Raw genomic sequence first — 13413 nt, forward strand, 5'->3', positions numbered from 1 at the left:
ATTCCCTTTTCGTTGCGCAAAGCTAGACCCGCAAATACCGGCGGAGGGTCAGCAGGGAGGAAATTCCGGCCAGGACGACGCCCAGGCCAATCAGGGCAGGTGCCAGGATCAGGGTCTGCCCGGGCGAGATGAACGCGGTGTCCGGATACTGCTTGGACATGACCTCGCCCAGGAAGAAGTGTGCCACGGCCCACAGGGTGCCGGAAGCCAGGGCTGCGCCGATCACCGCGGCGATGACGCCTTCGAGGATGAACGGCAGCTGGATGACCATCTTGGACGCGCCCACCAGGCGCATGATGCCTGTTTCCCGGCGGCGGCTGAATGCGGAGAGCCGGATGGTGGTCGCAATCAGCAAGATGGCGCAAATGATCATGACGCCGGCGATGCTGACGGCCACCAGGGACGCCGCGTTCATGGCCGAAAACAGGCGTTCCAGCAGCTGCCGCTGGTCGATCACGGTCTCCACGCCGGCCTGGGAGGAGAAGGTCTCGCTGATGATCTCGTACTTCTCCGGGTCCTTCATGTTGATCCGGAAGGAGGCCGGGAGCTGGTCCGGGGTCACGGAGTCAACGATCGGGGAATTGGAGAACTGTTCCTTGAAGTGCTTGTAGGCGTCGTCCTTGGACTCGTACTGGAAGTCGTTGACGTACTGGGCCACCGCGGGCGACTGCAGGAGCTTGCGCAGGTTGTCCTCCTGCTCCGGCGTGGCCGGGCCGGTGGCGCAGCCGGGCGCCGTCGAACCGTCACTGCACAGGAAGATGGCAACCTGGACTTTGTCGTACCAGTAGCCCTTCATCTGGTTGATCTGCAGCTGCAGCATGCCGGCGGCGCCGACGAAGGTCAGCGACACGAAGGTCACCAGGATCACGGAGATCACCATGGACAGGTTGCGGCGCAGGCCGCTGCCGATCTCGCTCAGGACGAATGCAAGCCTCACGCCTGGCCCTCCCCTGCAGTGCGGATCTCGGCGCGGGCTTCAGCGCGGGACCCGGCCCGGGGCGGGGCCGCGGGCGGCGGCTCGTCCCGGCCGCTGGCGTCGCGAAGGCGCCGCGACTGGCCCACGACGGGAATCATGGAGGTGTAGAGGGCCTTGGCCTCGTCGCGGATCACGACGCCGTTCTTGAGTTCCACCACCCGTTTGCGCATCTCGTTGACGATGTCGTCGTCGTGCGTGGCCATCACCACGGTGGTGCCGTTCTGGTTGATCTTGTCCAGCACGCCCATGATGCCCATGGAGGTGGTGGGGTCCAGGTTTCCGGTGGGCTCGTCGGCCAGCAGGATGCCGGGACGGTTCACGACGGCGCGGGCGATCGCCACGCGCTGCTGCTCGCCGCCGGAGAGTTCGTGCGGGAGACGGTTTTCCTTGCCTTCAAGGCCCACGGTCTTGAGGACCTCGGGGACGGTGTCGCGGATGACGCTGCGGCTCTTGCCGATGACCTGCATGGCGAAGGCGACGTTGGCGAAGACGGTCTTCTGCGGCAGCAGGCGGAAGTCCTGGAAGACGACGCCGATTCCGCGGCGCAGCCTCGGCACGCGCCAGCTGGAGATGTTGGCGACGTTCTGGCCGGCGACATAGACGGCGCCGGAGGAGGCGCGGTCCTCCTTGAGGACCAGGCGCAGGAACGTCGATTTGCCGGAACCGGAGGCGCCGACGAGGAAGGCGAATTCGCCACGGTCGATCTCAAGGTTGATCGAATCCAGCGCCGGCCGCGCCTTCTGGTCATAGACCTTGGTGACATTTTCGAAACGGATCATGGCCCTAAGTACCCTGCAGGAGGGGGCCGCGGGGGCCCGGTTCTGCCGCCGGGGCAAGGGCTTTCGTTTGGGGGAAGTAGAGCTCCGGCCCCTCGACTATACGCACGGGCTGCGGCGGAACCGCCGGAACGGCGGGGCGTGTCGCGCGATTGTCAGGGACCTCCCAGCCGGGGTCCCCGACGAAGAGCGGTGCCTACTTCTCGGCGTTCCGGTTGTCCGTCCGCCAGCGGATGCCGGCGTCAATGAAGTCGTCGATTTCGCCGTCGAACACGGCCGAGGTGTTGCCGACCTCGTGCTCGGTGCGCAGGTCCTTGACCATCTGGTACGGGTTGAGGACGTAGGAGCGCATCTGGTCGCCCCAGGAAGCCTTGACGTCGCCGGCGAACGCCTTCTTCTCGGCGTCCTCCTGCTCCTTCTTCAGCAGCAGGAGCCGGGACTGCAGCACCCGCAGGGCGGCGGCGCGGTTCTGCAGCTGCGATTTCTCGTTCTGCATGGACACCACGGTGCCGGTCGGGATGTGGGTCAGGCGCACGGCGGAGTCGGTGGTGTTGACCGACTGGCCGCCGGGGCCCGAGGAGCGGAAGACGTCCACGCGGATCTCGTTGTCCGGGATGTCGATGGAGTCCGTCTGCTCGATCAGCGGGATTACTTCCACGGCGGCGAAGGAGGTCTGGCGGCGGCCCTGGTTGTCGAACGGGCTGATCCGGACCAGGCGGTGCGTGCCGGCCTCGACGCTGAGCGTCCCGAAGGCGTACGGCGCCTTGACCTCGAAGGTGGCGGACTTCAGCCCGGCCTCTTCGGCGTAGGAGGTGTCCATGATGGTTGTAGGGTACCCGTGGCGTTCGGCCCAGCGCAGGTACATCCGCAGCAGCATCTCGGCGAAGTCCGCCGCGTCCACCCCGCCCGCGCCGGCGCGGATGGTCACCACGGCTTCGCGCTCGTCGAATTCGCCGGAGAGCAGCGTGACCACTTCGAGGTCGGCCAGGGCCTTGCGGACGGATTCGAGCTCCGCGGCGGCCTCGCCCATGGAGTCTGCGTCATCCTCGTCCTGGCCGAGTTCCACCAGGACCTCAAGGTCGTCAATCCGGGCCGCCAGCTTGTTGAGCCGCTCGAGCTCGGACTGCTTGTGCGAGAGCTTGGAGGTGATGACCTGCGCCGCGGCGGGGTCGTCCCACAGGTTGGGTTCACCGGCCCGCTCGCTGAGCTCGGCGATGTCTTCCTTGAGCGCCTCGACGTTCGAGACGTTCTCGATGGACGCATAGGTGGCCCGCAGCGCGCGGATTTCAGCGGGAAAATCAATGTTTGCCATGGTTTTTTAAGCCTACGCTATGTGTCCTAGCCCCCAGACCCGCCCGGTTGCACTGTCACTTTGGGTTGCCTGCAGCTAGGTACCCCATTGCCGGTTGCCCTATCACTTTGGGTTGCCTCAGGGCCTGTTTGGCAGCCCAAAATGATAGGGCAACGGGAGTGATGGGGGCAGCTCAGCGGCTTAGGCGGGACCGCGCCGTCGAGGACGCCTCGATCCGGATGCCGTCCGGCACCAGGAAGTTCACCACCGGCGGGTGGACGGCCGCGCTCAGCACGACGACGGCGGTGGCACCGTCCGGGCTGCCCGTGGACGGCGCCACGGCCAGGCCGCTGAAGTCGCCGAACGCGCCGTTGCGGCCCAGATAGTCGACGACGGCGCTGCGCACCCTGCTCCCGCTCAGGACCGCGGACGGTGTGCCGCCGGCATTGCCCAGCTGGCCGAGGGTGAAGCTGTCCGCGGCGGCCAGCGAGGCGCCGTCCGCGAGGGAAAGCAGCTTCTTGTGTTCGAGGTAGACGCTGGAGGCGGCCACGACGACGGTCGCAACCAGCAGGGCAATCAAGATGAAGCCGATGCTCAGCACCAGAACCTGGCCCTCCTGCCGCCGGGCCCGGCTTTGGCGGGCTTGGATCCTCACCGGAACCTGCCCACCAGCTGGGTTGCTGACGCACTGAGTTCGCTCGCGTTCAGATGGAGCGCATCGCTGAAGGGCACGAAGGGCAGGGGAACAGTGAGGCGGACCGTCACGGTCACCGCAGAGCCGGGAGCCAGGCAGTCCGCGGGGTCGCAGCGGGTGTCGATGCTCGCGTTTTCCGCCGGCTGGCCGTAGTCCGCGAGCGCCAGGAGCACGGCCTGCTCGGCGGCGGCCCGGCCGCTTGCGGCGTCCGGTTGGGCCACGTAGACCTTGGCGGCCTGGTCAGCGGCGCCGACCACCGCGAACGAACCGCCCTGGATCTGGCCCACGGTGATGATGAAGTACACCAGCGGCACCATCAACAGTGCGGAGAGGAAGACGAACTCGATCACGGCGCTCCCCTGTTCCGGCGACGTGCCACGCTCCGGGTCAGGGCTGGATTGCCGCATGGCCCTTCACCTCCAGGAGCGCCCGGGGACCGATGAAGCCGATGACCGGCAATGGTGCCCGGACGGTCACCTCCAGTGTGCGGATGCCCTGGTACGTCGATTCGCTGGTAGCCACGTCCCGCGCGTAGTCGGGGTTGAGTGCAACCGTGATCAGCTGGACCGTCCGGTCCCTGGCGTCTGCGTCATTGCGGTCGGCCAATGTTCCGTATCTGGCGCCCGAGGCGGCGGCGTCGATCAGCGTGTTCCGGACGTGAAGGACCAGGGTGAGCTGGACGATCGCGAGGAAGAGCAAGGTGAGCAACGAGCCGATCAGCACAAAGTCCACTACGGCGGCGCCGCTCTCAGCTCCTTCGCTGCCCTCAAGCCCGATGCTGTGGCGCCCGGTCTTCTCGCCTCGGGCTGCCACCGGCTACTGTCCGACCTTATCCATGGCCTGGTTGAAGAGTCCCTCGAGCGCCGGACCAGCCAAGGCCAGCAAGGCAGCCACGAGGACAGCCGACATGAGGGTGATCATCACCCAGCCGGGGACGTCCCCTCGCTGGGTATGGTCGACGCCCCTTTCGGAATACTCCGCCGGCCGCGACCGCGACGCAGCAGACCACCATGTCAACATGCCGACGGCGGCGCATGCCACTAATGCCACCCGAGTTCCGAAGTTCTTCACCGTGTCCTCTTTCCTGGTTTTTTGGTTACATGGTTTTCTGTTTTTCTGAGTCCTGATTATTCGGGTCTGATGCTTCGTGATGACTCGCCGGCAGGTCGTGCGCTTCGCGCCGCCAAGGCTCGCCGGTCCGGGCGTGCGGGACGTTCTCGTATCCTCTTCCCCCGTCATATGACTTTTCTTGGGTCCTGCTTCCTAGAGCCCGAGACTGATCGCGGCCAGGCCCGGGAAGACGGCGAAGATGACCGTCAGCGGGAGGACGCCGAAGACGAGCGGCACCATCATGCCGATTTCCTTCTTACCGGCGGACTCCATCAGCTCCCTCTTGGCTGTGTCCCGGACATCCTGTGCCTGCGCCCGCAGGACGTCGGCGAGAGGCGTTCCGCGCTCGACGGCGACGATCATTCCGTCAACGAAACGCACCAGCGGCCCCTGATCGGTCCGGGACGAGAACTCTTGCAGGGCCTCCACGAGGGGCTTGCCGGACCGGGTCTCGGCGAGCACACGGGCAAATTCCTGCGAGAGCTCGCCCCTGGCGCTGCGGCAGACCCTGTCCAGTGCACCGGTGGCACTTTCGCCGGCGCTGACAGCCAGGGCCATGAGTTCGGCGATGCTGGGAAATTCCGCCATCATCCGCGCCTCGCGTTTCTTGATGTGCACGCCCAGCAGGTAGTCCCGGAGCAGGAACCCGCCAACGGCGCTCCCCACGACGGCCATGACTGCCACGAACGGGCTGAAGCGGCCGGCCGAGCCCGCGAGCGCCACTACGCCGACGGCGAGGACAAATCCGGCGGCAGCCCACAGGAGCTGCTCGGCCCGGAAGTCCACCGCTGTCTTGGCGCTGCCGGCGCGCGCCAGCCTGCGGTTCAACGCGGTGGCGCCAAGGTTAATCCGGCCCAGTGACCTGACACCGTCCCGGATCGCCGGGCGGAGGATCCGTTCCAGCGGCCCAAACGGGGTGACGTTCCTTGGTGCGGTTCGCAGGAGCCGGGATTCAAGGTTGTGGGTTCTCAATTGCGGGCCGATGCGTTCGACAAACGTCGTCGGGCGCATGAAGGGAAGCCGGACGAGGAACAGCCAGAGCCCCGCCCCGAGCACGGCCCCGCACACCGTGGCGGCCGCCATCAGCCCCGTCACCGTAGGACCCGCTGTTCTTCCGGCAGCGCACCAATTCGCAGCATGATGGCGTACGACACCAGGGAGACAGCAAGGCCGCCCAGGAGAACCGCAGCACCGAGCGGCGTGTTGTAGGCCATCACAGCCTCGGGACGGCTGGCCAGCAACACCAGGACAATCCACGGCGCAGCTACTGCCAGGCGCGCGGCGTTGACAGTCCAGGATTGCCTCGCCTCCAGTTCGCTCCTGGTCCTGGCACTCTCCCGCAGGAACTCGGCGAGGGTGCCCAGCAGGCGCCCGAGGTCCGAGCCGCCCACCTCCCTCGTGAGCCGGAGGGCCTCGACGATCCGATCCGACACGGGATCGGCCAGCCGGTCCTTGAGCCGGGTGAGCGACGGATCGAATTGGCCTCCCGAACGGTAGTCGGAGCCGAAGTCCACAAACACCTGGCGAAGCTCCACGGGGCCTTTGTCGCCCAGCTGGATCAGAGCCTCCGGCAGGGACAGTCCGGCCCTGATGGCTGAGCGCAGGTGATCAACGACGTCGGGCCAGAGCTGGCGCAGGACAGCAGTACGCTTCCGCGCACGCCACCGGACCATTGCCATCGGCAGCCAGCCGCCAAACAGGCCAAAGCATCCGGAGATCGGCCATGATCCGGTTACGGCGAAGAATGCGAGCGTTGTAAAGGCCCCCACGCCCAGGCACGAGGCGAGCAGTCCTGCCGCGCTGACTTTTTCAATGCCCGCCGACCTCAGGAGGTCCTCGAGCCGGCTGGTCCTTGGCTTGCGCCGCCCGCTCTCAGGCTTTTCCCACGCGGACCACCAGATCAGCAGGAGGCCGGCCCCGCCGAGCATCCCCAGGAGCGGCGCCATCAGCGCTGCTCCAGCAGCGCCGCGACGTCGTACCCGGAGCGGGCAAACTTTTCCGCGGCGGGCATGGAGTTGGCCTTGGGCAGCAGCTGCCCGTCCGACATCGTGAACACCATGGAAGACTCGATGATCCCGTTTTCCACCCGGCGGCCAAGTGAGAGGATCTCCGTGACCTGCCGGCGGCCGTTGGCGTGTCTGCTGCAATGGACCACCAGGTCAATGCAGGACGCGACGGTGGGAACGACGAACGCGCTGGAGATGTTCTCGCCGGCGAGCAACGGCAGGGTACAGATTTTCGTCACCGCATCATGTGCGGAGTTCGCATGGACGGTGCACATCCCGGGCAGCCCGGAGTTTCTTCATACACATGACACAGCTCTGCGAGAACCGCAGCGGGCCTCAGCGCCCGTTCAGCTAGTGTTACGGGGCCGCGCGCTGCATCGTGTTGGGGCACAGCTCGGCGGCATGCTCGATGACGGCGTCTTGATCGGCGCGCGACAGCTTGGCTTCGGCGGCGCGGACGGCAGCGCGAGAGATTGACTGCTTGTAGCTCGTGCTGGCTAGGTCATCGCAGAACCGCTGCGCCATATCGACAACTGCGGCGGCCGATGTGCCAGTTGGCGCGGGCGCACCCTTCGGGGCGCCACAAGCATCGAGGCAACAGGCGGCGATTACTAGGGCAAGGGCGGCGAATTTCTGGCTACGGATCATGGCTGGAGCGTAGCCCAGGCGTGCCGTTGCCGAGAGACAAAATAGTTGCCGCCGATGCCGGTTACCACATCGTTATCTAACCTGACTTTGCGGATTGGCGTTTGTAAAACCCTTATAAGGGTGAGGGACAAAATAGTTTCGGCGTCCACCTGACGCAACGATGAGATTCAGTTGCTTGTACAGAGTGAGACGAAGTTACAGCAGAGAGGCAGGCCTGATGGCATGCCTCTCTGTTTTCCCCATTAGTCAATGCTCGTCAACACCGAGAGGGAGGCACATGCCCCTGCTTCAAGGGGAACAACACCCCCACCACAAACTGACCGCCGAGGAAGTGCTGACCATCCGCGCCAGTTACATTCCCGGCCTCATCACTTTGGCCGATTTGGCCAGATGCTACGGCGTCTCAAAGCAGACGATCAGCGTCATCCTCAGCGGAAAGTCCTGGGGATGGCTTACCGAAGGGACTTCTCAGTAATGACACGCATCCACAACCTAAACGGCTCACGAGCCCTCTCGGGGCTCGTTGGTCAGGTACGAGCGGCCGGCCTCAACTCGCCGATGAACAACAGCGGCATCGGCGAGGGTGGCATCGAGGTCTACGAACAGGGCACCATCAACGTCTCCGACGGTAACCTGATCGTCAACGGCACGGCCACCATCGACGGCGTGCTCAACGCCGACGGCACCGTGACCCTGTCGGGCACGATCACAATCAGCGGGCCGCTTACGATCTCCGGCGATACCGACATCACGGGAGACCTTGATGTAGACGGGCCAATGACCACCACGGGCACGCTCTCCGTTGAGGGTGTGACCACCCTCAAGAATGACCTGGACGTCACCACGGGCGGGAAGATCAAGGTCGGCTCCAGCATGACTCTCACCCCGTCAACGGACGGCGGCGCCGCTACCTTCTCCAACGGGGCGAAACTCTCATCCACGACCGGCGCAATCCAAATGGCCGGCACCGGCGGGACAAGCACAGTAACCGCCGCCGCCACATCCGCGGGCGTCACCAGCGGCTCATCCACGCTCGTTGTCTTCAACGACGGCACATGGAAGCTCGGCACCACCACGGCAAACATCGAATCGTTCGCCGCTGGCGTGGTCGATGTGACAGGCACCTTTAAGGCAGGCCCACAGGTCTATCTGCTCAGCCTGCCCACCACCACCCAGCCAGCGAACCTCTATATCGACCCGACAACGGGGCAGCTCAAGCGCTCCACCGCCGCCTAGAAGACACAACCCACCACCCAACCAGCCCGACGCGGCTGGTTTTTTGTGCCCAAAAACAGCCCAGGAGGCTCATTTGCTCTTACCCGTAAACATCTCCACCGGCACCGTGACCGGCCAGTTCATCGTTGGCGTCAGGGACGGGGCTGACGATGACCACGAGCCGGACAGCATTCCGGCCGCCGGTCGCATCAGCTTCACCGCGTCAGTCCCCTACCTCGTAGACCTGACCGCCGACCCCAACCCTGTCACCATCATGCTCAAGACGGTCGAGGGTGTCCTCGACAACGAGGGCTACCTCTGCACGCCGCTCCCGGACACCTTCGAGCCCGCCTATCGCGGCGTCAAGCTGATCGCCACCGATGACATGGACCTCAGCAACACCGACTGGACATGGACCGCGAGCTACGCGTTCACCTCGCCGGGCGGAGCCCCGGCGAGCCACAGCTTCTCCATGCCTAGCGGCGCCACTCGCGACCTCACGACCGTCGTGCGCATCCCCGCATCCGACGGCATTGGCATCGAGCAGGCAGAGGCGCTGGCGGCCTCCGCGCATGCGGCAGCAGTAGAAGCCGCAGAGTCGGCCGCAACGGCCTCACAGGCGGCACTGGACGCCGCTAGCGCGGCCCAGGTCACTGACCTCGACATCAGCACGCTGCTCGCCAACTCCGGCAGCGGCGCGCGTCTCGAAGTGAACAACATCGTCGCCGCCGCTACGGCCGACAAGCTGGATACTGACACCGCGATCGAAACCTACCAGTCGCGGGCCGCGCTTGACGCGGCTGCGGCGGCGAAGGTGTCCAGCGGCGGCAGCCAGCTGAACGGCGCGGTCAAGTCGATTGCCGACGCATCCGCCGCCGCAGCCGCAGCGCCGAAGCTCGACTCAGCAACAGCGGCAACGACCTACGCCGCAAAGTCCGTCGAAACGTCGAAGCTGGACGCGTCGCAAAAGGCGACGGCTAACGGCGTCGCCTCGCTTGATTCCGGCGGTAAGCATCCGCTCGCGCAAGTCCCGGACGTGGTGCAGACCACCAGTGGCGCCAAGCCGGTCGGTAAGGGTGAAGTATTCGTCAACACCAACGACTATGCCACCATCGCCGCAGCGCACACGGCACGCCCAGACATCGCCACGCTCTCCCCTGGCGGCGTGAACGTCGGCTCCGTAGGCAACATCTACGGCATCAACTACAACAAGGCACTGGGCGCCTACCAGCAGGCTGGAACCGCAGCGGCGCCCACGACTGACGCCGCGCCGATCATCTGGACACACAAATACTCGGCTGCCGACCGCCCCGGAACCGAGGTCAACGAATGGTCACAGGGCGCCTACCACCAGATCACCAAGACTGGCGGGGGGGCCTATGACGCTGCGATCACAGGCTACGTCCGCAACCAGGGAGGCGCCGGCCAATCCATAGGTATCCACGGCAGGGCCACCGGCTACACGGTGAACTCGGACGTGTTCGGTATGTGGGCATACGCCGCATCCGGCGACCCGGCAACCGTGCCGAAATCCATCATCGGCATGGAAATCGACATGAACAACAAGAACCCCGATCAAGGGTGGATGGATGGGGCAAACGTCGGTGCATCACGCGGTCTGATCGTTGTAGGCGCGGATGGATCAAACCCGCTTACCCACGGGATCCAGATCGGCGCCAACAGCGCATCGCCCAATGGTAAGTTCTGGACCGGGCTGCTCATGAGGGCTAACGGCACGATGCCGTCCGGCCCCAACAGCGCGACTCAAATCAATAACGGCGAACAAATCCGCCTCGGCGGCGCCACTGCCGGGGCGGACGCCTACAACGGCGTCCGGTTCTACCAAGGAAACTTCACCACCGGCATTTCCTTCGCTGAGGCGTCCTTCGCCAACGGCGCGGCGATCGTGTTGGGCGATACGCAGCGCATCATTGTCGGCCCGGGCGGCGCGAAATCCACTTATCTCGGCTTTGACCTCACGACATCACTGGCCAACTTCAACAACCTCTCCATAGCACTCAATGGCGTGCAGGTAGTGAAGTCACGGCGGACCGGCTGGGGCGCAGCTACCGGCACTGTGGACCGGACGGCGTACGCTGCCTATGCCGCGCCGACGTATGCTGCCGCGCCGACTATGTCAGACATGCAGACCCTCGCTAACCAGGTGCAGGCAAACTCGCGGCACCTGGCCGCACTGATCCAAGACCTCACCACTCACGGATTGATCGGAGCGTAACTAATGGAACCCACCGCACAGCAGCTCGCGGACACGGCGGCAAAGTTCCTCACCCGCGTTCAAGGAGCATGCATGACGACTACCCCCCGCGATCGGAACCACGACGCCAGCACCCAGGCAGGGCGCGTCAACGCATTTAAGGCGCGCTGGCTGGCCACGCTGCGCACCTCCCCCGGCCTGAGCGCCAGGGACAAGCGCGTAGGCGAATGGCTTGCAAGCAATTTGCATGGCAGCACCACCGTGCAGCGCACATGGCAGCAGATGAAGAGTGAGCTGGACCTGCCTGACCATGCGGCAGGCGTTCATCTCACGGCGCTGGCCCGGCTGGGATTCGTCGGGGAACGCATCAGGACCGGGCCTAACGCCGGATTCCCGCTGGAGCTGCCATTGCCCAAGCCGTCAGCGGGACGCAGCGTAAGCAGCTACGAGACACGCGCCGACGTCGAAGCCCGGAATGCACGCCGTGCCGCCGGCAAGCGCGCCGCAGACTTGCGCGCTGACGCCAAGTGGGGCGTGCGCGCCTAGTGCGGAGCGCCACTAGGGACGCCGCTGCGTACGCGCTTCATCAAGTGCGACAGGCGGCGGCGCGGCGTTCGTTGCCACGCTTCCATAAGGACACGTATGAGACGGCCGTTGCTGCCGCGCAACTGCGCCCGTCCGAGAAGCGCACGATGACCGCCATGCTCGACACCGTGAACCCTGACGGCTTCACGTCTGTTGATCGGGAGACGATCGCGGCCGACACAGGGCAGACGACTAAGACGGTCACGCGCCATTGGGAGCGGGCACGGGCTGCCGCACTACTGGCCAGCAAGCAGCGGTTCAATTCCTCCAGCGTTCATCTGACCACGGTGCCAGGTGCCGGCACGCGGCTCCCTGTGTGGGCCGCGTGGGGCAGGCCGCTGCAGGGCCATTTCTGGACTGACTCTGAGCTGAACTGGTGGGAGGCTGACGCCTCCCACGATGGCAAAAATGCGCCATGGGGAGACGCTCACCCGCCGTTCTAAAAAAATGTCCTTCTTATATAAGGCAGCTCATGCTGAACACGGCTCCGCCGGTTCAGCGCAATGGAGAAGAACAAGGGGCACTACGGAGCTACGTAGCAACCTGCTCGCACTCTCACCCATCAACACGGCGGCCAGCCCGGCCCTTTAGGGGGCCGGATTGCCGATTCGTTGCCCTGTGAACCAGCGAGGCCGTTGCTCCACAGGGCGTCGGCGCCAGCCGTAAGCCCGTTCCTGATTCAGACCTGCCCGTAGCCAGCAGGCTAGCTAGCTATCGTCGCCCAGAAGAGATTCGATGCTTCCCTCGAATGGATCGGACACCTCTTCGCCCTTACGCACTAGCGCCTCCAGCGCAACGACGGCCCGAGTCAGGGCGAAGACCTGATCCGTCAAGACCTGGCACTCGATGAACATGGTGCCAATCTGGTCGGTCGAGAGGCTGGTGAGTGCGGCGCGGTCGAGAGTGGCGAACTCTCTAGTCGTCTGCATCTTCTTGATCAAGCCCTCAGAAATTCTGTAGTCGCTCACGACGATCCCCTCTGTTAGAGCGCCGTGCGGCGCATTCTCGGATACCGCCCAAGCCTAACCATCACTTACGACACCGGCTGTCCGGCTATCGCCGTCAGCTCAACCCACCCACCCAAGGAGTCACCATGACCACCGCTGCACTTACCGCCGCCAAGGCCGCTGCCACTGCTACCGCTGCTGATCTTGAAGCTATCGCCCACCGCCTCGAAGTGGCCGCCGCCGACCACGCTGAAACCTCCGCTGAGCTCTCCGCTGTCCTCGCTGCCGACGCGGCCGGCGAAGCCGTGGCCGTGGCGCATGACGTCGCCGTACTACGGTCCGAGCTTGACCTCCGCGCCTCGCGTGTGACCGCACTGAAGGCGAATCTGGCCAGTGCCACGGAAGCCAACCGTCAGGCAGGCTTCCGGCTGCGTGCCGAGACGCTGAAGGCTGACAAGTCCATCCTGTCCACCACTGCCGTGGATGCCCTTGTGGAGGCCGCGAGCGCTGAGGTTGCGGCAATCCTCCGCAAGCTGGGCGCGACGCTCACCAGGGGCAACGAGGCCAACGCAGCCGCCATCACAGAAGCCCTGGACCTCAGCCTCGCTGGCGTGCTAGGTGAGGGCTTGCAGGTATCCGGCCGCACGCAGGCCCCGACTGTCGCAGTCAACGGCTCCCAGCTCGTGGACTCCATCAGCGTCACAGCACGGCTCGAAGCCGTGGGCAAGGTTGCCGCCTTCACCGTCACAGAAGAGCTGCTGGAGCCGGCACGGGCAGCGCGGCGCGCCAAGGAAGCGGCCGACGCCGAGCGGGATGCCAAGTACAAGGCCGACCTGCGGGCCATGCAGGAGCGCAACACGACGCGCGTTGACGTCTCCGCCCTCTAGCTCAGTCTCCGTAGCGCGGCCCCTGCGGGGGCCGCGTGCCACACCACCACACCACTAGCCAAG

At 65.3% G+C, this 13413-nt stretch carries 17 protein-coding genes and 1 pseudogene; 6 read left to right on the plus strand and 12 right to left on the minus strand.

Annotation, left to right across the window (positions count from 1 at the left end):
* Positions 1-22: 22 nt before the first annotated feature.
* From ftsX to ACFVTM_RS13320, 11 genes and pseudogenes are all read right to left on the minus strand, one after another.
* Entirely contained in the window at positions 23-937 is a 915-nt protein-coding gene (gene ftsX, locus ACFVTM_RS13270) for a permease-like cell division protein FtsX (RefSeq protein ID WP_390203939.1), read from the minus strand.
* A complete protein-coding gene (gene ftsE / locus ACFVTM_RS13275) occupies positions 934-1755 on the minus strand; it encodes a cell division ATP-binding protein FtsE (RefSeq protein WP_390203940.1) in 822 nt (273 codons plus the stop codon). Before ftsE ends, ftsX begins: the two co-directional genes overlap by 4 nt.
* Positions 1756-1948: 193 nt before the next feature.
* The gene (gene prfB, locus ACFVTM_RS13280; protein ID WP_390203941.1) at positions 1949-3064 is read right to left on the minus strand and encodes a peptide chain release factor 2; all 1116 of its coding nucleotides are present in this window, start codon (positions 3062-3064) and stop codon (positions 1949-1951) included.
* A 172-nt stretch (positions 3065-3236) separates the two neighbouring features.
* Positions 3237-3698 carry a pilus assembly protein TadG-related protein gene (locus tag ACFVTM_RS13285; RefSeq protein WP_390203942.1) on the minus strand — a complete coding sequence of 154 codons (462 nt, stop codon included), beginning with the start codon at positions 3696-3698 and terminating at the stop codon, positions 3237-3239.
* On the minus strand, positions 3695-4144 hold the full coding sequence (locus tag ACFVTM_RS13290; protein ID WP_390203943.1) for a hypothetical protein: 450 nt from the start codon (positions 4142-4144) through the stop codon (positions 3695-3697). Before ACFVTM_RS13290 ends, ACFVTM_RS13285 begins: the two co-directional genes overlap by 4 nt.
* Positions 4125-4514 (minus strand): TadE/TadG family type IV pilus assembly protein, encoded by a 390-nt coding sequence (locus ACFVTM_RS13295; RefSeq protein ID WP_390204083.1) that lies wholly within the window; start codon positions 4512-4514, stop codon positions 4125-4127. Before ACFVTM_RS13295 ends, ACFVTM_RS13290 begins: the two co-directional genes overlap by 20 nt.
* A gap of 39 nt (positions 4515-4553) precedes the next feature.
* Entirely contained in the window at positions 4554-4808 is a 255-nt protein-coding gene (locus tag ACFVTM_RS13300; RefSeq protein ID WP_390203944.1) for a hypothetical protein, read from the minus strand.
* 192 nt (positions 4809-5000) lie between these two features.
* Positions 5001-5930, minus strand: a complete 930-nt coding sequence (locus ACFVTM_RS13305; RefSeq protein ID WP_390203945.1) for a type II secretion system F family protein — start codon at positions 5928-5930, stop codon at positions 5001-5003.
* A gap of 8 nt (positions 5931-5938) precedes the next feature.
* Positions 5939-6793 (minus strand): type II secretion system F family protein, encoded by an 855-nt coding sequence (locus tag ACFVTM_RS13310; RefSeq protein ID WP_390203946.1) that lies wholly within the window; start codon positions 6791-6793, stop codon positions 5939-5941.
* Positions 6793-7146: pseudogene (locus ACFVTM_RS13315) on the minus strand (CpaF family protein); the annotation flags it as partial. The gene ACFVTM_RS13310 and the pseudogene ACFVTM_RS13315, both read right to left, overlap by 1 nt.
* Positions 7147-7210: 64 nt before the next feature.
* Positions 7211-7501 (minus strand): hypothetical protein, encoded by a 291-nt coding sequence (locus tag ACFVTM_RS13320; protein WP_390203947.1) that lies wholly within the window; start codon positions 7499-7501, stop codon positions 7211-7213.
* A 277-nt stretch (positions 7502-7778) separates the two neighbouring features.
* Between ACFVTM_RS13320 and ACFVTM_RS13325 the strand changes: the two genes are divergently transcribed.
* The 5 genes from ACFVTM_RS13325 to ACFVTM_RS13345 all read left to right on the plus strand — a co-directional run bounded on the left by ACFVTM_RS13325 (position 7779) and on the right by ACFVTM_RS13345 (position 11959).
* On the plus strand, positions 7779-7976 hold the full coding sequence (locus tag ACFVTM_RS13325) for a hypothetical protein (protein ID WP_390203948.1): 198 nt from the start codon (positions 7779-7781) through the stop codon (positions 7974-7976).
* The gene (locus ACFVTM_RS13330) at positions 7976-8737 is read left to right on the plus strand and encodes a hypothetical protein (protein ID WP_390203949.1); all 762 of its coding nucleotides are present in this window, start codon (positions 7976-7978) and stop codon (positions 8735-8737) included. The genes ACFVTM_RS13325 and ACFVTM_RS13330 overlap by 1 nt, the downstream gene beginning before the upstream one ends.
* A 73-nt stretch (positions 8738-8810) precedes the next feature.
* On the plus strand, positions 8811-10952 hold the full coding sequence (locus ACFVTM_RS13335) for a hypothetical protein (protein WP_390203950.1): 2142 nt from the start codon (positions 8811-8813) through the stop codon (positions 10950-10952).
* 72 nt (positions 10953-11024) lie between these two features.
* Positions 11025-11477 (plus strand): hypothetical protein, encoded by a 453-nt coding sequence (locus tag ACFVTM_RS13340; protein WP_390203951.1) that lies wholly within the window; start codon positions 11025-11027, stop codon positions 11475-11477.
* 146 nt (positions 11478-11623) lie between these two features.
* A complete protein-coding gene (locus ACFVTM_RS13345) occupies positions 11624-11959 on the plus strand; it encodes a hypothetical protein (RefSeq protein WP_390203952.1) in 336 nt (111 codons plus the stop codon).
* A gap of 264 nt (positions 11960-12223) precedes the next feature.
* Here ACFVTM_RS13345 and ACFVTM_RS13350 read toward each other — a convergent pair whose 3' ends face one another.
* Entirely contained in the window at positions 12224-12484 is a 261-nt protein-coding gene (locus tag ACFVTM_RS13350; RefSeq protein WP_390203953.1) for a hypothetical protein, read from the minus strand.
* A gap of 125 nt (positions 12485-12609) precedes the next feature.
* Here ACFVTM_RS13350 and ACFVTM_RS13355 point away from each other — a divergent pair, with 125 nt between their 5' ends.
* The gene (locus ACFVTM_RS13355) at positions 12610-13350 is read left to right on the plus strand and encodes a hypothetical protein (RefSeq protein WP_390203954.1); all 741 of its coding nucleotides are present in this window, start codon (positions 12610-12612) and stop codon (positions 13348-13350) included.
* Positions 13351-13413: the final 63 nt, after the last annotated feature.

The sequence above is a fragment of the Arthrobacter sp. NPDC058130 genome (genome assembly GCF_042884475.1).
Lineage (GTDB): Bacteria > Actinomycetota > Actinomycetes > Actinomycetales > Micrococcaceae > Arthrobacter.

What these genes read in the sequence shown, in the direction of transcription:
- ACFVTM_RS13355 (WP_390203954.1), top strand. Translation starts at nt 12,610, where the DNA reads ATGACCACCGCTGCACTTACCGCCGCCAAGGCCGCTGCCACTGCTACC.
- ACFVTM_RS13290 (WP_390203943.1), bottom strand. Translation starts at nt 4,144, where the DNA reads ATGCGGCAATCCAGCCCTGACCCGGAGCGTGGCACGTCGCCGGAACAG.
- ACFVTM_RS13320 (WP_390203947.1), bottom strand. Translation starts at nt 7,501, where the DNA reads ATGATCCGTAGCCAGAAATTCGCCGCCCTTGCCCTAGTAATCGCCGCC.
- ACFVTM_RS13310 (WP_390203946.1), bottom strand. Translation starts at nt 6,793, where the DNA reads ATGGCGCCGCTCCTGGGGATGCTCGGCGGGGCCGGCCTCCTGCTGATC.
- ACFVTM_RS13305 (WP_390203945.1), bottom strand. Translation starts at nt 5,930, where the DNA reads ATGGCGGCCGCCACGGTGTGCGGGGCCGTGCTCGGGGCGGGGCTCTGG.
- ACFVTM_RS13345 (WP_390203952.1), top strand. Translation starts at nt 11,624, where the DNA reads ATGACCGCCATGCTCGACACCGTGAACCCTGACGGCTTCACGTCTGTT.
- prfB (WP_390203941.1), bottom strand. Translation starts at nt 3,064, where the DNA reads ATGGCAAACATTGATTTTCCCGCTGAAATCCGCGCGCTGCGGGCCACC.
- ftsE (WP_390203940.1), bottom strand. Translation starts at nt 1,755, where the DNA reads ATGATCCGTTTCGAAAATGTCACCAAGGTCTATGACCAGAAGGCGCGG.
- ACFVTM_RS13340 (WP_390203951.1), top strand. Translation starts at nt 11,025, where the DNA reads ATGACGACTACCCCCCGCGATCGGAACCACGACGCCAGCACCCAGGCA.
- ACFVTM_RS13330 (WP_390203949.1), top strand. Translation starts at nt 7,976, where the DNA reads ATGACACGCATCCACAACCTAAACGGCTCACGAGCCCTCTCGGGGCTC.
- ACFVTM_RS13325 (WP_390203948.1), top strand. Translation starts at nt 7,779, where the DNA reads ATGCCCCTGCTTCAAGGGGAACAACACCCCCACCACAAACTGACCGCC.